Source organism: Streptomyces sp. PL-29, assembly GCF_058344425.1.
This window is the reverse complement of sequence record NZ_CP136996.1, coordinates 6165974-6185040: the sequence shown is the minus strand read 5'-3', so window position 1 is coordinate 6185040 and position 19067 is coordinate 6165974. Positions and strand designations below refer to the sequence as shown.

Here is a 19067-nt window from a genome sequence, read left to right as displayed (position 1 = left end):
GGCCCGCGGGCTACGCCTGCTGCCGCCCCGCCGGCGGGAGACCGGCCAGCAGCTCCCGGGCCAGGCGCAGATGGCGGTGGCCCGGCTCCAGCAGGGTCCGGGCGTCGCCGAGGGTCCGGGTGAGCAGCGTGCGGGCCTGCTCGGGCCGGCCCGTTGCGGCCAGGGCCCGGGCCCATTCCAGGCGGGCGTAGATCGTGTGCGGGTGATCGGGGCCCATGACCCGGGTGCGGTCGGCCACGAGCGACTCCCAGGCGGCCGCGGCCTCGGCGGCCCGGCCGGCCCGTGCCGTGAAGGCGGCACGGCTGCTGCGGACGGCGAGGGTGTGCGGGTCGTCCGGGCCGAGGCAGCGTTCCGCGTCGGTCAGCAGCTCGGCCAGCTCCGCTTCGGTGCGGGCCGGTTCGCCGGCCCGGTACCAGATCAGGCTGCGCCGGGTGGCGAGTACCTGGGGCTCGTCCGGGCCCTGCACCCGGAGCCGGTCGGCGAGCAGCCGGGTCAGCTGCCGGGCCGCCTCGGCCGGGGCGCCCGACTCGCCCGTGAAGTAGGCCAGTTCGTGACGGGCGGCCAGGGTGTCCGGATGGTCCGCGCCGAGGACGGCCCCGGCGTGGGCGGCCAGGGCGGCGAACCGGCCGGCCGCGGCGTGCGGGTTGCCGGCCTCACCGGTGAAGAAGGCCAGCTGGTGGCGGGCGGCCAGGGTGTCCGGATGGTCCGGGCCCAGCCGGTCCTCGCGTCGCCGGGTGATCCCGGCGAGGTCGGCCGCGGCCCGGCGGGGGCGTCCCGCGTCCCCGACCGTGATGGCGAGCAGGAAGTCGGCTCCGGGGACGGCGCCCAGGCGGGCCCGGGACAGCGCTTCGGCGGCCCGGCGCGGCCTCCCCTCCTGGTGGGCCAGCAGGCCGATGTCGTAGGACTCGGCCGGCGTGACCCTGGTGACGAGGGTCTGCCACAGGTGTTCCGGCACCGGTGGCAGGCCGGGCGCGTTGAGGAGGTAGTCGAAGGCCGTGTATCCCTGGGAGTAGTTGCCGATGAGCAGCCCGCTGGTGGCGTAGACCGCCGTGCAGGCCCAGTTCATCGCCTCGTCGAAGGGTTCCGGCTGGAGATCACCGCCTCCGCGCGCCACCAGGTAGGGCCGGTGCAGTTCGCGCAGCCGGTCCCGGCTCACCGGGGTGCGCAGCCCGGCGCGCCGGCAGTCGACGGCAGCCGCTACCACGGCCGCACCGCGCGGATTGGTGCCGGGCGCCCAGGCGTTGTGCCAGGCAGCCAGTAACTCCGGTCCAGCAGCCAGGACTTCCGCGATGCCGAAGCGTTCTCCCGCCCGCAGCGCCGCCCTGATCCGCGGGTCCTGTCCGTGCGCGGCGGCCCGCCGCCGCTCCTCGGGCGACCAGTGCCGGGCCAGCCGCACCACTTCCGCCTGTCGGAGGACGTCCCGCTGGGTGCGCCAGGCGTCGCGGTCGGAGCCCGTCAGCCGGCTCTCCTCGCGGGCGTCGAAGCGGCGGAACTCCTGGGTGCGCATGGTCGCCAACACCACCCGGCGTCCCGGCACCGGCAGTGCGGCCAGCATGGTGGCCGTGAGTCCTCCCGCGCCGAGGAACTCCTCCAGGTCGTCGAGCCAGAGCACGGCCCGGCGCCGCTGGCCCGCCACACGCAGCGCCTCCGGGAGCGCGCCCCTGCCCAGGGGGCGGACGAAGGCGTGGCGGGGGAAGAGCGCACGGGCCGTCTCGTACGCCAGCCGGGACTTGCCCGCGGTGGACTCCCCCACCAGCAGGACGAATCCGCCCCGGCCGAGCGCCTCGCGCAACTGCGGCTCCACGTCCCGGCGGATGTACGCCGGGGGCGCGGCCGGGGTGCGGCTCCCGTCGGCGGGATGCCCGTCCGCGTGGTGGGCGCCGGCCGGCTCGGGTCGGTCCAGCCGGCGCAGGGTGGGGATGCGGCCCGCCGCGGTGCGCAGCAGCACGTCCGCTCCGCTCGCGGCGGCGTTCCCGCCCGGCGCCGCGCGGCGCCGGGGCTGCAGGCGTTCGGCGGCCAGCCCGGAGAACGTGGTGACGGCGGCGCCGATGCCCGTGGCCCATGCCCCGCTGGTCCACAGCGAGGCCAGGGCCAGGGCCGCCGCGCCCAGGCCGACCGCGCCCACGTAGGCCGGCCAGCCGCGCACGCGGCCGTTCTCCCGTACGAGCAACACCGGCATGCCGCCCCCCACACGTCCGTGGCCGACCCCCATTTTCACCCGCGCGGGCGAATGGGGAACCAGGGGCGACGAGGTGACCGCCGCACCTGTCCGGAAGTCGGCGGTCGGGCGGAGCGCGTGCGGGCGGTCCGGGGCGCTTCTCCCCCGGCGGGCACGGCGACAGGACCTCGTTCGGGTCCGGGGGGAGCCGGGCACGTGCGGCTCGGACGCCCGTACGGGATCGACGCGGATCCGGGCCCTGCGCGGCCGGTGCGGGCCGGGCCGTCAGGCCGGGTGGCCGGGTGCGAGGTCCGCGACGTCGCTGAGGAGCAGCAGCGGCGGCCGTTCCGGGCCGGGCGGCCCCGCCTCGACCGGAGCGAGCAGGAATCCGGTGTGGTCCCCCGCCGTCGGTGCGCCCTTCGATCCGGCCGACGAACCAGGCGGCGGCGTCCGTCAGGATCGGCGCGGGGGTGTGTGCCGACCGCCGCCACGCGAGGTGCGCGAACTTGTCGGTGTCGTCACCGGTCCGGCCGCCGAAGAGCTCGGCGGTGCGTTTCTGGTCCTCCCTCAGGGCGTGCACCGCGAGGTGGGAGGCGGTCTGGGCGACCGTGTAGGTGTGGTTGGCCTTGGAGAGCCACACCATGAACCGGGGCGGATCGATGGAGCACTGGGAGGCGAAGCCCACCAGACACCCGGCGCGCCGCTCCCCGGCCGCCGCCGTCACCACGTACACGGGGTAGTCGAGTACGTCGGTGAACGCGTCCAGCTCCGCCACGGTGGCACTCACCCTCTCGCCCTCTCCCGGCCCCACCCCCGGCCACCCCATCGTCCCACCGCGGGTCCGGGCGGTCATTTCGGTCCCCGTGGAATCGGGCGGGCCGTGTTTGCCACCGGGGATCGCGGTCAGAAGCGGGGTGTACGACGCGATGTACGACGCATCCGTACCCCGAGCTCCAGGGAGTGATCATTCGTGTCCGACAAGGAGAAGAGCCGGGCCAAGGCCGAACAGGCCAAGGGCAAGCTCAAGGAGACCGCGGGCCGCGCGGTCGGCAACGAGCGCTTGACCGCCGAGGGCCGCGCCGAGAAGACCAAGGGCAACGCCCGGCAGGCCAAGGAGAAGATCAAGGACACCTTCAAGGGCTGACGACGTCGAATGGCGGCGCCGCGATCGCGGCGCCGCCATTCGACGTGATCAGCCGTGCCCGCCCGGACCGGTACGGGCACTCAGGTCAGGGTCAGCACGACCGGGCCGCCCCCGCGATCCACCCGTCCCGTCCAGTCGGGCGCGAGGCGCAGGGAGCGGGACGGGGACGCCGCGAGCAGCGAGCGGCGCCGCCACAGCAACCGTCCGTCCTGGGTGACCGTCAGCGCGGGTACGGCGGCGGAATGCGCGGGACGCAGCAGCAGGGGCCGCCGGACGGCGGCCCCGGTGCCGGCCGTGATGCGGTTCGGTGTCACCCACACGAGCGGGGCACGGACCTGCAGCGGCAGGCCGGGCCCCGGCCAGGGGGCGCCCGCCAGGTGGGCGAGTACGGGGGCGGCCGCGGCGGCCCCTTCCGCCGCGGCGGTGGTCGCGCTCTCGATGCCGTGCAGGGCGTTGCCGACCGCGAAGACACCCGGCGCGGCCGTGCGGAAGGAGGCGTCCACGCCGGGGCCCCGCGTGCCGGGGTCCAGGGGGACGCCGCCGCGGCGGGCCAGTTCGTGGTCGGGGATCCAGTCGCCGGTGAAGACCACCGTGTCGCAGGCGAGGAGGCCCGTACGGCCGTCCCGGTGACGGACCAGGACGCCGGTCAGCCGGTCCCGGCCGCGCAGTTCGCCGACCGTGGTCGCCGTGAGCAGCGGGATCCCCGGTACGGCGGCGGCGCGCGGATGCTCGGTGGTCATCGCCAGCACCTCCGTGCCCGCCTGCCGGAGCGTGGCCGCCGCGTGGCGGGCCGCGGGCTCGGCGCCCACGACCACCGCCCGCCGGCCGACGGGCAGTCCGTAGGTGTGGACCGCCTGGAACAACTCCCCTCCGGTCAGCACCCCTTGCGGGCGTGAGCCGGGTACCAGCCGGGCGCTGCGCGGGCGTTCCCGGGCTCCGGTGGCGAGTACGACGGCGCGGGCCGTGATCCGTTCCAGGCCGGACGGGCCGGTGGTCTCCAGGGTGAGCGGGCCGGCCCAGCCGGTGGCGGTCACGCCCGTGCGGAGCGCGGCCCCCGCGGCGAGCGCAGCCCGCACCGCGCGGCGTGCGTACTGCGGGCCCCGCAGCCCCGGCAGCGGCGGCCGGCCGAAGCCGCCGTGGTGCAGGTGGCGCGGCATCCCGCCCGGCTCCGGCTCGCGTTCCAGGACCTCGACCCGTCCGGCGCCCGCCCGCGCCAGCCGGGCGGCGAGGGCCAGTCCGGCCGGGCCGGCGCCGACGACCAGCACGTCGGCCCGCACGTCCGTACGGGCCGTCCGTTCCGCACGGTTCACCGGCGCGACTCCTCGAACAGGGCGCGGACGGCGGCGCCGCAGTGGAAGCCCTGGCAGCGGCCGGCGCCGGCGCGGGTGCGCCGCCGCAGACCGTCCGGCGAGGCGGGCGGTACGGTCGCTACGAGCGCGTCGCGGATCTCCCCGCGGGTGACGCGCTCGCAGTGGCAGACGATCCGGCCGTACTCCGGATCCGCCGCGATCATCGCCGCGTCGCGGTACGGACGGGGGAGCGCCTCGCCGAGGTTCGGCATCCGCACCGGTTCCGGCTCCCGGGCGCCGGTCAGGGGCAGGCCGCCCTCGGCGAGCAGCTCCACCACGTGGGCGGCGATCGCCATCGAGGCGGTCAGGCCCGTGGACCGGATCCCGCCCACGGTCACGCAGCGCTGGGCGGGATGCGCGCGGATCGCATAGTCCTCCTGCCCGGTGGCGGCGCGCAGCCCGGCGTACACGGCGGTGACCTCTTCGTCGAGGAGGGCCGGCAGGATCCGCCGTCCCTTCTCCCGCAGCAGCGCGAGCCCTTCGGCGGTCGAGCCGGTGGCCGTCTTGTCGTCCAGGTCTTCGGCGGTCGGCCCGAGCATCACGTTCCCGTACACGGTCGGCGTGACCAGCACTCCCTTGCCGCGGGCGTCGGGCACGGGCAGCAGGATGTGGCGTACGAGGCCGCGCGCGAGTTCGTCGAAGACGATCAGCTGTCCGCGGCGGGGCGTCACCGTGAAGTCCGCGTGGCCGAGGAGCCGGTCGATCTCGTCGGCGTACAGGCCCGCCGCGTTGACCAGGTGCCGGGTGCGCAGCGGGCCGCGGCCGGTGGCGAGGATGTGCGGCCGGCCCGGAGCGATGTCGCGTACGGGACAGTTGAGGTGCAGCTCGACCCCGCCGCGCACGGCCTGGGTGGCGTACGCGAGGGTGGTGGTCCAGGGGCAGATCAGGGACTCGTCCGGGACGTGGAGGGCGCCGAGTGCGCCGGGTCCGAGCTCCGGTTCGCGGGCCCGCACGTCGGCGGGCGGGAGGATGCGGGCCGCGTGGTAGCCGTTGCGCACGGCCTTGTCGGCGAGGCCCGGCAGGGCCGCGAGCTGCTCTTCGTTCCAGGCCACGAGCAGGGCTCCGACCGGTTCCACCGGGATGCCGCTGTCGGCGGCGTACGCGGCGAGCAGCCGCTGCCCGTCCCGGACGAGCCGGGCCTCCAGGGAACCGGGCACCGCGTCGAAACCGGTGTGCAGGATGGCGGTGTTGGCCTTGGAGGTGCCGTTGCCGACGTCGTCGCTGGCGTCGATCAGGGCGATCCGCAGCGGGAGGCGGGCCAGTTCGCGGGCGATGGCCGAGCCCACGACGCCGGCGCCGACGACCGTCACGTCGTACGGGTCGCCGCCGGGCAGCCGGCCGCGCCGGGTGACCGTCACGCCGGGCCGTCGAGCAGGGCGGACACCGCCGTCCGGAACCGTCCGCGGCGCTCGGCGGCCTGCCCGGCGCCGGCTTTCGGTTCGTAGACGGCGGACGGCTTCCACTGCGGTACGGCCTCGTGCACGGTGAGGGAGGGGTCGAGGCCGAGCCGGGCGACGGCGCCGATGCCGAGGGCGGTGGCGTCCGGGAGGGCGGACACCTCGACGGGGATCTGCAGCAGGTCGGCCTGTGCCTGCATGAGCAGGGCGGACCGGGTGAGGCCGCCGTCGACGCGCAGTGCGGCCAGTGGCGCGCCGAGATCGGCGGCGACGGCGTCGGCGAGCTCGGCGACCTGGGCCGCTATGCCGTCGCACAGCGCGCGCACCAGGTGCCCGGCTGTCGTGTCGAGGCCGAGCCCGGTGATCGAGCCGCGCAGGTCGCCCCGCCACCACGGGGCGGCGAGGCCGGCGAGGGCCGGGACGAAGGTGACGCCGCCGGCGTCGGGGGCGGTCGCGCCCACGGTGTCGAGGTCCCGGGCGCCGGAGATCACGCCGAGGTCAGTGAGCCAGCGGACGGCGGACGCGGCCGTGTAGACCTGACCGTCCAGGCAGTAACTGGTCTCGCCGCCGAGCTGCCAGGCGACGCAGCCGACGAGTCCGGTGCTGCTGCGGCGGGGTCGCGGTCCGCTCTGCGCGAGGAGGAACGCCCCGGTCCCGTAGGTGCACTTGGCGGTTCCCGGTTCGGTGATGCGCTGGGCGAGGAGTGCGGCCTGCTGGTCGACGAGCAGGCCCGTCAGTGGCAGCGGGGGCCCGAAGGCGGTGGTGGTGCCGACGTGGGTGTCCGCGCCGACGACCTCGGGCAGCGGTTCGCCGGCGAGGCCGAAGGCGTCGAGTGCCGCGGGCGACCAGTCGGCGGTGTCGAGGTCGAGCAGTTGGGTGCGGCCGGCGGTCGCCGCGTCGGTGACGAAGGCACCCGTGAGCCGGTGCACCAGCCACGCGTCGCTGGTCGTCACGACGCCTTCCCGGGTGAGGTGACGACGTATCCAGGCCATCTTGGGCGCGGCGAAATACGGGTCGAGCGGCAGTCCCGTGAGCTCTTGCAACGCCGCTGCGTGCGGCGCCAGTTCGGCACAGAGCTGGTCGGCCCGGCGGTCCTGCCAGACGATCGCCTCGGTCAGCGGCTCACCGCTGACCGGGGCCCAGGCGAGGACGGTCTCCCCCTGGTTGGCCAGGCCCACCGCAGCGACCGGTTCACCGGCCTGGGCCAGGGCGGCGCGCCCCGCGTCGACGACCGAATCCAGCAGCTCCCGGGGGTCGACTTCCACACGGCCGCCCGGCAGATAACGGGGCCGGACGGGGGTGGCGGCGGAGCCGATGACCCCGCGCGCGGGGCAGACGACGAGGGCCTTGGTTCCCGAGGTGCCCTGGTCCACAGCGAGCACCGGGCCCGTCATCACCACTCCGTCCCTGGCGTCGGCATGCACGATCGTCTCCGGGCAGCCTTCACCAGCGCACGCCACCCCGTCAAGATCGGTTTGCGCGCACGGTGTTGGCTCTGACGCAAATTCACATCTTGTATGTGGCTTGATACTTGCATTCGAAAAAGTTTCATGACTCGAACGCTCACAGTCACTCTATAGTGATCGCCGATCACCAGGCGCGAAGGCCATGCGATGCGAGGACCGATGACCACCACCACCGCAAGACGCGCCCGACCCGACTACCTGCCGACCGGGGCGAGGTGATGGCGGGCGGCGACTTCCGGCCCGTGTACCACCCCGCCGGCCACGACAACGACCTGCGGGCCGCCGTGCAAGACCTGCGCACCGGCCGCTGGGTGGCGATGGCCCACTTACTGGACCGGACGGACGGCTGGGGGCTGTGGACCCAGCGCACCCAGGTGCTCGCCGCCGTCGCGGCCGGATCCGACGTGGTCCAGGCGTGGCGGTCCGAGGAGCCGCGGAGCGTCGCCGCCTGCGTCTTGCACACCCGGGTCTCCGTGGAACGTGCCGTCCGCGCCCACCGGGCGCGCCACCCCCGCACGCGCGAGTTATGGCAGGAGGCGTGGGCCGCCTGCCGCGACGCCGCTGAGCTCAGCCCCGCCGACCCCGTGCCCTGGGTGTGCTTATTGGCGCTGGCCCTCCTCGACGAGCACCGCTCGATGGACGAGCACCGGCAGCCGCCGCCGGCCCTGATGCTGCCCCGCGGCCCCTGGGGCATCCTCGCCCAGATCGACAAGCGCGATCCGTACAACCGCGAGGCGTACCACCGAATGCTGCAGTTCGTGTGCGCGGGTACGCCAGGACCGCTGACCGAGGCCGCCAACTTCGTCCACTGGGCGTCCGGTTCGGCCCCGCCCGGATCCGCCGTCCACCTCCTGCCGCTCTACCTCAGCGTCGAGCGGTACCGCCGCGAACGCGGCCAGGAGAAGGCACTCGACCTGCACTGGGTCGCCGAGGAGGCCGTCCGCGCCGCCGGTCACGCCCTGGACACCTGGTTCCGCTGCAGCGACCTGCGCCGCGCCTCGCCGCTCGACCTGAACCACCTCGCCCACGCGCTGTGGGGAGCCCACCGGTTCGGTGACGCCGCGCGGGTCTTCGATGCGATCGGCCGCTACTGGACCACCCTGCCGTGGGCCCACCGGACCCGCGACCCGGCCGACCAGGAGCTGGCCATGGAGGTCTTCGTGCGGGCCCGGGCCCGCAGCCTGGCGGCCCTGGACTGACCGCGCGCGGGCCCCGCGCCCCGTGGCCTCCCCACCGGTTCACGCTGTCCCACCGCGCATCCCCCGCTCCACGTCCCCGCCGCTCACGACCCCCGGAGGTACTTCCCCCATGTCCCGCACCACGCCGACCGTCCGCCAGGACCGCAAGGCCCCGCCCCGGCGGGACGAGGAGGAACGGCTCAGAGAGCTCGGCTACCAGCCGGTCCTCGCCCGCCGGATGGGCGGCTTCGGCAACTTCGCCATCAGCTTCTCGGTCATCTCCGTCCTCTCCGGCTGCATGACCCTCTACGGATTCGGCCTGGGCACCGGCGGTCCGGCCGTGATGCTGTGGGGTTGGGCCGGCGTCGGCCTGTTCGTGCTCTGCGTGGGCCTCGCCCTGGCCGAGGTGACCAGCGCCTATCCCACCTCGGGAGCGCTCTACTACATGGCCGACCGACTCGGCGGGCGCCGTTGGGGCTGGTACACGGGCTGGCTGAACCTGCTCGGCCTGCTCGGCGCCATCGCCGGCATCGACTACGGCGCCGCCCTGTTCACCGGCGCGTTCCTCAACCTCCAGTACGGCGTCGAGCCCACCCCCGGCCTGACGTTCGTGATCTTCCTGTGCATCCTGCTGCTGCACGCCGCACTCAACCTCTTCGGAGTCCGCCTCGTCAGCGTGCTCAACTCGGTCAGCGTCTGGTGGCACCTCGGCGGCGTGGCCCTGATCGTGGGCGCCCTGGCCTTCATACCCGACCAGCACCAGTCGCCCTCGTTCGTCTTCACCGAGTTCGTCAACGACACCGGCTGGGCCAACCCCTTCTACGTGGCGGCCATCGGCCTGCTGCTCGCCCAGTACACCTTCTCCGGGTACGACGCCTCCGCGCACCTGTCGGAGGAGACCTCCAACGCCTCCGTCTCGGCCGCCCGGGGCATCGTCCGGGCCATCTGGGTCTCCTGGATCGCCGGCTTCGCGCTCCTCGCGGGCCTGACCTTCGCCATCCAGGACTACGCGGCCGTCCAGAACACCGCCACCGGTGTCCCCCCGGCCCAGATCTTCATCGACGCGCTGGGCTCGGGCGGGGCCACCGCCCTGCTCCTCGTGGTCATCGTCGCGCAGCTCTTCTGCGGCAACGCCGAGGTCGCCGCCGCGAGCCGGATGGTCTTCGCCTTCAGCCGCGACAACGCGCTCCCCGGTTCCGCGCTGTGGCGCAAGGTGAGCAGCCGTACGCAGACGCCCGTCCCGGCCGTATGGCTCTCCGTCGCCGTGGCGGCGGTGCTGGCGCTCCCGTCGCTGTACTCGGCCACCGCCTACGGGGCCGTGACCGCCATCAACGTCATCGGCATCACCCCGGCCTACGCCATCCCGGTCTACCTGAGGCTGCGCGCCGGGAACCGGTTCCAGCCCGGCCCGTGGAACCTGGGCCGCTGGAGCAAGCCGATCGGCTGGACCGCCGTCGTGTGGGTGGCCGTCGTCACCGTGCTGTTCTGCCTGCCGCAGCAGTCGCCGGTGACCATCGACTCGATGAACTACGCCGCGATCGCCCTGGCCGTGGTCCTGGCCCTGGCCAGCGCCTGGTGGTACGCCGCGCGACGCTCGTACGGCACCCCGTCGGCCTACGGCAATGCCCGCGAGCAGGCCGAGATCGCCGAGGGCATCGTCTGACCCGGCGGTGCGGCACGACGGCCGCACCGCCGTACGCACGGCCGAGCCGCGCCCCGCAGGAGCGGGGCGCGGCTCGGCGCTCTCAGACCAGTTCGGGCTGCGATTCGCGGCGCTGCTGCGGCATGTGCACCTCCGCGGCCGGACGGTCCCACCGCCCGGTGGTGCGGACGTAGGCGTAGATCACCGAGACCATGGCCAGGACGACCAGCGGGCCGGCAACCCACGGGTGCGCCGCCATCTCCGTCGACAGGAAGCGGTAGGACAGCAGGAGCCCGGCGAAGACCGCGGCGCCGTGGGCCACCAGCCGGACGCCCCTGCGGTCCCGGCCGTGGTCGAGGGTGCGCAGCCCGGCATCGATCGTGAGGGTGAACACGACACCGGCGACGATGTCCGCGCCGTAGTGGTAGCCGAATCCCAGCGTTGCGCCGAGCGTCGCGATCAGCCAGAACGTTCCCGCCCAGCGGAGCGCCCGCGGGGCCTTGCGGGAGTGGATGAAGATCGCCGTGGCCCAGGCCGTGTGCAGGCTGGGCATGCAGTTGCGCGGGGTGAACTCGTCGAACGGAATCGGCTGCGGGACGGTGATCGGCGGCGGAGTGTTGGGCCAGAGTTCCGCCAGCGCCCACGGGCCGCCGTCGGCACCGTACGCGAAGATCGGCCCGACCACCGGGAAGACCATGTAGATTCCCGGTCCGAGCAGCCCGATGGCGAGGAAGGTGCGCACCAGGTGGTGGCGCGGGAAGCGGCGCTCGACCGCCACGTTGCGCAGCTGGTAGAGCGCGACGACGACCGCCATCACCGCCAGCTGGATGTAGACGAATTCGAGGACGCGGAAGCCGACGACGCCGGTGGCCTCGACGATCCGGCCCGCCACCCAGGACGGGTTGCCCAGTGCCTGGTCGGCGGTCGCCACGTACGGGTCGAGCACGCTCGGACGGGTCTTCGAGGTGATCAGCAGCCAGGTGTAGCCCGTCTTGCGGCCGGTGACCAGCAGCAGGGCCAGGCCGACGCCCTGCAGCAGCAGCGTCCGTTCACGGCCGGTGCGTCGCGTGAGCGCGACGACGGCACAGGCCAGGGTGACCAGGAGGGCGCCGTTGCCGTACATCATCTCGGCGTCGACCGCCCGGCGCACGAGCCAGAAGACGAGGTCGATGCCGACCGCGGCCCCGATCGCGATCCACCGCTGCCGCCAGGTGAGCACCACCAGCATCAGGGCCATGCCTGCGTAGAGCACCGTCCCCGACTTCGGGGCGAACAGCACCTCCCGCGCCTGGTCGGCGATCGGCCCCCGCACGCCGTAGTGGCGTGCGGCGATCTCCAGTGCGACGAGGAATGCGAGGGCCACCGCACCCACCGCGCCCCACAGCACGACATGTGGCCGCCGCCGTGCGGCGGACTCGGCTCCGCCTTTTCGCGAAATCGTTTGCTTTTCCGCAGATATCAATTTTTCAGCCGATGTTCACATGTCAACCTGATCATTGTTTGCTCGAACATGCTAGCGGAACGGGTGGATCTGTTCGGAATAGTAAGGAAGGCCACAGGTGGGAATCCCGGAGGGTGCGGGCGCGCGCCATGCGGAATACAGAATTCCCCACACCCTCAGCAGAGCGTGTCCCAGGAGTGGAGGGCATCCAGGGCGGCGCTGCGGGTGGCCGGCTCGGCCACGGCTCCGGCGGCCGGCGTGAGCAGGTAGTCCGCGACGGGGGTGAGCAGGAGGGAGGTGCCGGGGCTGGGGGTGAGGAGTCGAGCCTCGGCCCAGGAGTGCCGGATGACGGTGCGCCGGAGCAGCGCGCCGTGCCGGGTCCGGGCCGGTCGGGAGCCGGCGGGGTCCTCGCTGCGGCGCCGGTGCTCGGCGGCCAGCGCGGGGACGAGCGCGGCACGGACCGTGGCGAGCGGGCCCAGCGGTAGGTGCTCGGCGGCGCGGTCGAGGAGGTCCGCGGCCTCGGGCGCCAGGCGGTAGGCGGCAAGGACGGCGGCGGTCTCGGCCGCCTCGAACGGCCGGCCGGCAAGGACCGCGACGTCGAAAAGCGTGAGGGGGTCGGGCGGCAGCGCGGGCCCGCCGAGGCGGGACTCGGCCAGGGCGATGAGGCACTCCACGTGCGCGTCGGCGACCAGGTACGGCCGTACGGGCACCGCGTCGCCGTCGCCCGGCAGCGCGGCGGTGGACAGGTGCACCCGGTACCAGGGATCGACGAGGGGGTCCTCGGCCGGCCAGTGGACCGTGACGGCGGTGTGGTGGGGGCGCTCGCCGAGCAGGGAGACGCCGATGTGCTCCACCGGGTGGTCGGTGACCAGGCGGACGACCGCCTGCCAGAGCGCGGCCTCGTCGGGGGCGACCAGGTCGAGGGTGTCCAGCGGGCGCAGGAGACCGGCCGGGTAGTACCCGGCGAGCGGGAGGCCCCGGATGGCGCGCACCCCCGTGGAGCAGGCGAGGCCCTCGGCCAGCCGGACGTAGTGGTCGGCCCGGTCGCGGGCCCGGCCCAGCTCTGCACGGGCCGGCCCGCCCATCCGGACCCCCTCGCGGTCCAGGGCGGAGAGCACCAGGTGGGGAAGGTGACGGCCGGCTCGGGCACGGTGCAGCAGTTCCGCCGGCCCGGCCTCGGGATCGGCGCCGAGCAATCTGTACAGCAATGGGGTGTTCACGGACGTCCGCCTCCGAATGTAGGGTCGGGCCCGGCGCCACCGGCGGCCTAGGGGGGCGGGCGCGGTGCCCGGACGGTCTCCGGCGTGCCCGCGGCACGGTGCGATTCTGTATCGCAAGGTTCAACGCCTGATCACCACAGACTCAACGGACTCTCGACACCGTGGGCGACGCTGTGGTTAATAGGTGACACAAATCGAGACATGGGCGCCGAGCGGGGGCGGGCACCGTGTTCTGGGGCTGGGGGCAGGACTTGGGCGATCTGCGTTTCTCATTACTCGGTCTGTTGCGGGCTCACCGGGGCGGTACCGCACTCAAGACAGGCAGTCCGCAGCAGCAGGCGATGCTGGCCGTCCTCCTGTTGCGGCCTGGGCACTCGGCCAGCGCCACCGAGCTCATCTCGGCGCTGTGGGGCGAGGAACCGCCGGGCGCGGCGATGACCACCGTGCGCACCTACGCGTGGCGGTGGCGCAAGGTGCTGGACGCCGGGGCCGGTGACGGCGCGGGGGACACGGCCGGGAACGACCGGCCCGCGTCGAGCGTGCTGGTGTCGATGGGGGACGGCTACCGGCTGGTGCTGCCGAAGCTCGCGGTCGACGCCGCGGAGGCGGAGTCGCTGGCCGCCGAGGCGGAGCGCACCGCGCGGACCGATCCACTGCGCGCCCGGGACCTGCTCAACCGGGCGCTGGAACTGTGGCAGGGCGAGCCGTTGGCCGGCGTACCGGGCCCGTTCGCGGAACGGCACCGGCAGCGGCTGGAGGAACTGCGGCTGACGTTGCTGGAGGAGCGCATCGGGCTGGACCTGACGCTCGGCCGCTATGCACGCTGCATCCCCGAGCTGACCGCCCTGACCACGGAGCACCCGCTGCACGAGCGGGCGTACGAGCTGCTGATGCGGGCGCTGTACCAGGCCGGACGGCAGGCCGACGCGCTGGCGGTGTACCGCGGGGTGCGGCAGCTCTTCCTCGCGGAACTGGGCGTCGCACCGGGCTCGGAGCTGGAGCACCTGCACCGCAGGATCCTGGAGGGCGATCCGTCGCTGGCCGCCCCGGATCCGGTCGCGGCGGCCCCCGGGGAACAGCTCGGGCGACCGCCGGAGCCGGCCCGGGAGAGCGCCGGCGCCGAAGACGGCGCCGGGCACGGGTCCGGTCCCCGGGCGGCCGCACCGGACCGGCACGAGGAGAAGAAGGCCCAGGAGGCTGCGCCCAGACCGGCGCCCGCCCCTCCGAGACCGGCCCAGCTCCCGCCGGACGCCGCCGACTTCACCGGGCGCACCGCGCCGGTCCGGGTGCTGGACGAGGCACTCGGCACGCCCTCGGCACAGGCACTGGTGATCGCCACCGTCGTCGGGATGGGCGGCGTCGGCAAGACGGCGCTGGCCCTGCACGTGGCGCACCGCGTCCGTGCGTCCTATCCGGACGGCCAGCTCTACGTCGACCTGCGCGGCTCCGATCCGGTGCCCGCCGACCCCGAAGCGGTGCTCAGCGGCTTCCTCGTGGCACTCGGGGTGCCCGGCGACGCGGTGCCCGACGGGCTGGACGCCCGCTCGGCGCTGTTCCGGTCCGTCGTGGACGGGCGGCGGCTGCTGGTGGTGCTCGACAATGCCAAGGACACCGCGCAGATCCGCCCGCTCCTGCCGGGCGCGGTCGGCTGCGCGGTCCTCACCACCGGGCGGACCCGGCCGGCCGGGCTACCCGCCACCGTCCACGTCGACCTGGACGTGTTCCACCCGTCCGAGGCCCTGGACCTGCTCGGCCGCACCATCGGGGCGGACCGGCTCGCCGCCGAACGCGACGCGGCGCTGGAGTTGGTGGTGGCCTGCGGACACCTGCCGCTGGCGGTCCGGATCGTGGCCGCGCGGCTCGCGGCCCGCCCCGGGTGGACGGTGGAGACGCTCAGCCGCCGGCTCCAGGTGGAACGGCGGCGGATCGACGAGCTGCGGATCGGCGACCTCGCGGTGGCCGCCGCCTTCGAACTGGGCTACCGGCAGCTCACCGCCGAGCAGGCCCGGGCGTTCCGGCTGGTCGCGTCCGTCGACGGGCCGGACATCGGGCTGCCGGCCGCCGCCGCTCTCCTCGATCTCGACGAGTACGACGCCGAGGACCTGCTGGAGGCTCTGGTGGACGTGGCGATGGTGGAGTCGCCGTTCCCCGGGCGCTACCGCTACCACGACCTGCTGCGCGCCTTCGCCCGGCGGCGCCCGGTTCCGGAGGCGGACCCCACTGCCGCGGCGGGCGGTGCGATGGACTGCGGGGAGGCGGTTGCGGCCCGCGACCGGTTGTTGGACCACCTGCTGGCCACGGCCTGCACCGCTTTCCAGCACGCGGTTCCCGGTGATCCGGCGGCGGGCGCGCTGGGACCGGCAAGGTCGCCGGGGGTGCCGCTGAGCGGGTGGGACGCGGCCCGGGAGTGGACGGGGGCGGAGCGTGCAGGTGCGGTGGCGCTGGCGGCCCAGGTCGCAGCCGACGCGGGACCGGCGGACGGCACGGCGGGCACGGCCCCGGACGGCTTCCGCACGTCGGCGCTGCGCGCCGCGATCGACCTGCTGATCGCGCTCACCCCGTTCGTGCTCACCCCACCAAGTCGGCAACTCGCCGCCACCGCCGACGCGCTGGCCGAGGCGGCGACGCGGCACGGCGACGTACGGGCCGCCGGACGTGCGCACTTCCTGCGCGGGAACGTCGCCCTGGCGGCGACCCGGCTGGACGCCGCCGAGGCGGCCGCGCGCCGGGCGGTGGACGCGGCACGGACCGCCGGCGACACCGTGATCCTCCGCCAGGCGCTCAACGACCTCGGACTGATCTGCCAGTTCCTCAGCCGCTACGACGAGGCGGTCGACCACTACGACGAGGCGCTGCTGCTGGCCAACGAACTCGGCCACCGCTCCGGCGCCCTGGTGACGACCGTGAACGCCGCGCTGGCGCGGGTGCGCAGCGGGCGGGCGGACGAGGCAGTGGAGATCTGTCACGAGGTGCTCGCCGAGCTGCGGACCCGGCAGGACGATCCGGGGCGTGCGTACACCCTGTACGTGCTGGGTCTGGCGCTGCACGGGCTCGGGCGGCACGAGGAGGCGGTGACCTGGTTCCGGGAGTGCCTGGCGGTGGCGACGGGAGCGGGGCTGCGGGACCGGGCCGCGCACGCGCGCTACCGGCTGGCGGACAGTCTGCGCTCGCTCGGCCGGGCCGACGAGGCACTCGACCACGCCGGGCGGGCGCTGCTGCTCTGCGAGGAGCTGGGGGCGGAGCGGGACCAGGCCCAGGCGCTGGTGGTGCTGGGCCGCTCGCTGGCGGACCTGGGGCGCGGGGCGGAGGCCGGGCGGCGGTTGCGGCAGGCGTACGAGATCTTCTGCCGGCTGGGTCTTCCGGAGGCGGCCGAGGTGGCCTGCCTGCTGGAGGAGTCGGCGCCGGCCCTGGCCGAACCCTGTGGGCTGGAGGCCTAGGAGGCCCCCGGTCGGGCGGGGCCGCCGGTGGCCGGGGTCAGGAGCCGGTGCTGTTCCAGTCCTTGTCGTCGGACGGGGAGGGGGAGGGCGCCGGGGCCTGCTGGGTGCTGACGGTGCCGCCGCCCTGCCCGCTGCCGCTGGTGTCGTCGGCCATCGCCGCGCCGGACGCGCCCAGGGCGATCAGGGTGCCGAGGCCGAGGCCCGCGACGGCCAGGCAGACCCGGGTGGCAACGTGGTTGTTCGCGCGGTTCGCCATGACTGCTCCCTGGGGGACGTCTTCCCTGGTGGGAAGGTGGTTTCCGGTTCTTCCCGGCGTGTTCCGGGCTGATGGGACGAGCATGGCAAGGCGCGTTCAACAGCCGATCGACGCAGGAGCACCGTGCGTCGATCGGCTTCGTTGACCGGTGCGCCGGGCGGAGCGTCGCACGGAGGCCGGTCGGGCCCCGGTCAGGCCCCCGGTCAGGCCGCCGCGCGGATCTGCAGGGTGCAGCACTTCACGCTGCCGCCGCCCTTGAACAGCTCGGAGAGGTCCACCCCGATCGGCCGGAAGCCCCGCTCGCGCAGCCGGGCCGCGACGCCGGTCGCGGCCGCCGGCAGCACCACGTTGAGGCCGTCGCTCATCAGGTTGAGGCCGAACACCGCCGCGTCCGCCTCCTCCACGAGCACCGCATCCGGGAAGAGCCGGCGCAGCACCTCCCGGCTGCCCGCCGAGAACGCGCCCGGGTAGTAGACGACTTCGTCGTCGTCGAGCACCGCGAGCGCGGTGTCGAGGTGGTAGAAGCGCGGGTCGACGAGGTCCAGGCCGACCACCGGGCGGCCGAGGAACTCCTGCGCCTCCGCATGCCCCGCGCTGTCGCTGCGGAAGCCGCGCCCGGCGAGCAGGTGGCCTCCGGTCAGCAGCAGGTCGCCCTCCCCCTCGTTGACGTGCACCGGGTCGTGGGTGGCGAATCCGTTCGCCCGGAACCACTCCAGGTACGCGGGGCCCTCGGCGGCCCGCTCGGCGTTGCGGAAGCGGGCCCCGAGGACGCGGCCGTCGACGACGGTGGCGCCGTTGGCCGCGTAGACCATGTCGGGAAGGCCGGGCAGCGGGGCGATCAGATCGACGCGGTGGCCGAGTTCGACGTACAGCCCGTACAGCCGCTCCCACTGGGCGACGGCCAGGCCGGTGTCGACGGGCTTGGTCGGGTCCATCCACGGATTGATCGCGTAGCTGACCTCGAAGTGGGTCGGACGGCACATCAGGAAGCGGCGCGGGCGGGCTGTGCGGGTCATGGGGGCTCCGGGAGGGTACGCGCGGGGTGCGGGGCAGGGAGGTGCGGGCGGGAGCGGTGCCGGTCAGGCCCGCTCGGGACGCTCGGGGAAGCTGCGCAGGCCACGGAGCGGGCCGGCCAGTAGGACCAGGCCGGCCGAGAGCAGCACGCCAGCCATGATCCAGAGGGTGGTGCGGGCGCCGAGCAGCTCGCCCAGCCAGCCCCCGAGCAGGGCGCCCACCGGGATGGCGCTGAAGTTGACGGTGGAGGCGCTGGCCCGGATCCGGCCGATCATCGCGGGCGGGCAGTAGGCCTGGTAGAAGCTGCCGGCGATGACGTTTCCGGCGATCACCCCACACACCGCGACCGACCAGGCCAGGGCGCTCACGGCCAGTGGCAACCGCTCCCCCGCCATCGGCAGCAGGAGGATGAACGGCGCTCCGACCAGCTCGCAGAGCAGCAGACCCCGGGCCGTCCCGAAGCGGCGGGCGATCCGTCCGGCGAGCGCAGCACCGGCCAGGCCGCCGACGGAGACCACGGCGAAGACGGCGCCCACGCCGCCGGGCGTCACGCCCACGCTCCGGACCAGGAAGACGGTCTGCACGGCCTGGATGCCGTTGAGGCCGAGGTTGCCCACCGCCGCGAAGCTCGCCAGGCTGCGCAGGTAGGGGTCGTGCACCAGGAAGCGGACGCCCTCTTTGATCTCGCGGAGGATGCCCCGCCGTTCGGAGACCGGCGGGGGCTTCTCCTCCGCCGTGATGGAGCCCACGCAGACCGCCGCCACCAAGTAGGTGAGCGCGTCGGCGAGCAGTCCGGTGACGGCGCCGAACGCCTGGGAGATCAGGCCGGCCAGGCCGGGGCCGGCGATTTCCGCCGCCGCGTCCCCGGAGCGCAGCTTGACGTTGGCCTCCAGCAGGTCGGGCTTGGCGACCAACAGCGGCAGCACGGCGCTGTTCGCGGTGGACAGGAAGACCTTGACCGCGCCGGCCAGGGTTGCCACCACCACCAGCTGGGCCATGGTCAGCATGCCCAGCCAGCCCGCCACCGGCACGCTGCCGAACAGCACGAACAGCAGCAGGTCGCATACCAGCATGACCTTCAATCGGGGCCAGCGGTCCACCCAGGCGCCGGCCAGCAGTCCAAGGAAGAGCCACGGCAGCCAGGCGGAGGCGGTCAGCAGGCCGACCATGAACGGCGAGGCCTCCAGCGTGACGACGGCCACCAGGGCGAGCGCGACGTTGCCGACGGCGGTGCCGAGGCCGCTGGTCGTCTCACCGATCCAGAGCTTGCGGAAATTGCTCTGCGCCCAGAGGCCCCAGCGGCTCTTCCGCGGCGCGTCCCCCTCGGGGGGAGACGGCGGTTTCACGGAGGCGGTGGTCATGGCG

13 protein-coding genes and 1 pseudogene are annotated in these 19067 nt (G+C 74.4%); 4 read left to right on the top strand and 10 right to left on the bottom strand.

Annotated elements, in window-relative coordinates:
* Positions 1–10: 10 nt before the first annotated feature.
* Both R4Z63_RS28165 and R4Z63_RS28160 read right to left on the bottom strand, forming a co-directional pair.
* The gene (locus tag R4Z63_RS28165; protein ID WP_384445355.1) at positions 11–2179 is read right to left on the bottom strand and encodes a tetratricopeptide repeat protein; all 2169 of its coding nucleotides are present in this window, start codon (positions 2177–2179) and stop codon (positions 11–13) included.
* A gap of 264 nt (positions 2180–2443) precedes the next feature.
* Positions 2444–2933: pseudogene (locus R4Z63_RS28160) on the bottom strand (flavin reductase family protein).
* Positions 2934–3128: 195 nt separating this feature from the next.
* On the opposite strand from R4Z63_RS28160, the gene R4Z63_RS28155 reads away from it, so the two are divergent.
* Positions 3129–3302, top strand: a complete 174-nt coding sequence (locus R4Z63_RS28155; RefSeq protein WP_078555841.1) for a CsbD family protein — start codon at positions 3129–3131, stop codon at positions 3300–3302.
* Positions 3303–3382: 80 nt separating this feature from the next.
* On the opposite strand, the gene R4Z63_RS28150 is transcribed toward R4Z63_RS28155, so the two are convergent.
* Genes R4Z63_RS28150 through R4Z63_RS28140 form a run of 3 tightly spaced genes read right to left on the bottom strand, consistent with a single transcriptional unit; the run spans position 3383 to position 7442 of the window.
* Positions 3383–4612 carry an FAD-dependent oxidoreductase gene (locus tag R4Z63_RS28150; protein ID WP_384456492.1) on the bottom strand — a complete coding sequence of 410 codons (1230 nt, stop codon included), beginning with the start codon at positions 4610–4612 and terminating at the stop codon, positions 3383–3385.
* On the bottom strand, positions 4609–6009 hold the full coding sequence (locus R4Z63_RS28145; RefSeq protein WP_384456495.1) for an FAD-dependent oxidoreductase: 1401 nt from the start codon (positions 6007–6009) through the stop codon (positions 4609–4611). Before R4Z63_RS28145 ends, R4Z63_RS28150 begins: the two co-directional genes overlap by 4 nt.
* Entirely contained in the window at positions 6006–7442 is a 1437-nt protein-coding gene (locus tag R4Z63_RS28140) for an FGGY family carbohydrate kinase (RefSeq protein WP_384456504.1), read from the bottom strand. The genes R4Z63_RS28145 and R4Z63_RS28140 overlap by 4 nt, the downstream gene beginning before the upstream one ends.
* Positions 7443–7732: 290 nt before the next feature.
* Between R4Z63_RS28140 and R4Z63_RS28135 the strand changes: the two genes are divergently transcribed.
* Both R4Z63_RS28135 and R4Z63_RS28130 read left to right on the top strand, forming a co-directional pair.
* The gene (locus R4Z63_RS28135) at positions 7733–8713 is read left to right on the top strand and encodes a hypothetical protein (RefSeq protein ID WP_384456498.1); all 981 of its coding nucleotides are present in this window, start codon (positions 7733–7735) and stop codon (positions 8711–8713) included.
* Between the two features lie 109 nt (positions 8714–8822).
* Positions 8823–10355, top strand: coding sequence for an amino acid permease (locus tag R4Z63_RS28130; protein WP_384456501.1), 1533 nt, complete (start codon positions 8823–8825; stop codon positions 10353–10355).
* An 82-nt stretch (positions 10356–10437) separates the two neighbouring features.
* Here the strand turns inward: R4Z63_RS28130 and R4Z63_RS28125 are convergent, their stop codons facing one another.
* On the bottom strand, positions 10438–11721 hold the full coding sequence (locus R4Z63_RS28125) for a phosphatase PAP2 family protein (RefSeq protein WP_384453753.1): 1284 nt from the start codon (positions 11719–11721) through the stop codon (positions 10438–10440).
* 230 nt (positions 11722–11951) lie between these two features.
* Positions 11952–12995: a hypothetical protein gene (locus R4Z63_RS28120; protein ID WP_384453750.1), complete on the bottom strand. Its 1044-nt coding sequence runs from the start codon at positions 12993–12995 to the stop codon at positions 11952–11954.
* A gap of 341 nt (positions 12996–13336) precedes the next feature.
* Between R4Z63_RS28120 and R4Z63_RS28115 the strand changes: the two genes are divergently transcribed.
* Positions 13337–16432 carry an AfsR/SARP family transcriptional regulator gene (locus R4Z63_RS28115; protein ID WP_384453747.1) on the top strand — a complete coding sequence of 1032 codons (3096 nt, stop codon included), beginning with the start codon at positions 13337–13339 and terminating at the stop codon, positions 16430–16432.
* Between the two features lie 37 nt (positions 16433–16469).
* Here the strand turns inward: R4Z63_RS28115 and R4Z63_RS28110 are convergent, their stop codons facing one another.
* The 3 genes from R4Z63_RS28110 to R4Z63_RS28100 all read right to left on the bottom strand — a co-directional run bounded on the left by R4Z63_RS28110 (position 16470) and on the right by R4Z63_RS28100 (position 19063).
* Positions 16470–16688: a hypothetical protein gene (locus R4Z63_RS28110; protein ID WP_037916275.1), complete on the bottom strand. Its 219-nt coding sequence runs from the start codon at positions 16686–16688 to the stop codon at positions 16470–16472.
* A gap of 203 nt (positions 16689–16891) precedes the next feature.
* Positions 16892–17704: a dimethylargininase gene (gene ddaH / locus R4Z63_RS28105; RefSeq protein WP_384453744.1), complete on the bottom strand. Its 813-nt coding sequence runs from the start codon at positions 17702–17704 to the stop codon at positions 16892–16894.
* Between the two features lie 63 nt (positions 17705–17767).
* Positions 17768–19063 (bottom strand): MFS transporter, encoded by a 1296-nt coding sequence (locus R4Z63_RS28100; RefSeq protein ID WP_384453741.1) that lies wholly within the window; start codon positions 19061–19063, stop codon positions 17768–17770.
* Positions 19064–19067: the final 4 nt, after the last annotated feature.

Bases quoted from the DNA above. Each gene is read 5' to 3' on its own strand.
- R4Z63_RS28130 (WP_384456501.1), top strand. From the start codon at position 8,823: ATGTCCCGCACCACGCCGACCGTCCGCCAGGACCGCAAGGCCCCGCCC.
- R4Z63_RS28135 (WP_384456498.1), top strand. From the start codon at position 7,733: ATGGCGGGCGGCGACTTCCGGCCCGTGTACCACCCCGCCGGCCACGAC.
- ddaH (WP_384453744.1), bottom strand. From the start codon at position 17,704: ATGACCCGCACAGCCCGCCCGCGCCGCTTCCTGATGTGCCGTCCGACC.
- R4Z63_RS28165 (WP_384445355.1), bottom strand. From the start codon at position 2,179: ATGCCGGTGTTGCTCGTACGGGAGAACGGCCGCGTGCGCGGCTGGCCG.
- R4Z63_RS28115 (WP_384453747.1), top strand. From the start codon at position 13,337: ATGCTGGCCGTCCTCCTGTTGCGGCCTGGGCACTCGGCCAGCGCCACC.
- R4Z63_RS28140 (WP_384456504.1), bottom strand. From the start codon at position 7,442: ATGACGGGCCCGGTGCTCGCTGTGGACCAGGGCACCTCGGGAACCAAG.
- R4Z63_RS28110 (WP_037916275.1), bottom strand. From the start codon at position 16,688: ATGGCGAACCGCGCGAACAACCACGTTGCCACCCGGGTCTGCCTGGCC.
- R4Z63_RS28100 (WP_384453741.1), bottom strand. From the start codon at position 19,063: ATGACCACCGCCTCCGTGAAACCGCCGTCTCCCCCCGAGGGGGACGCG.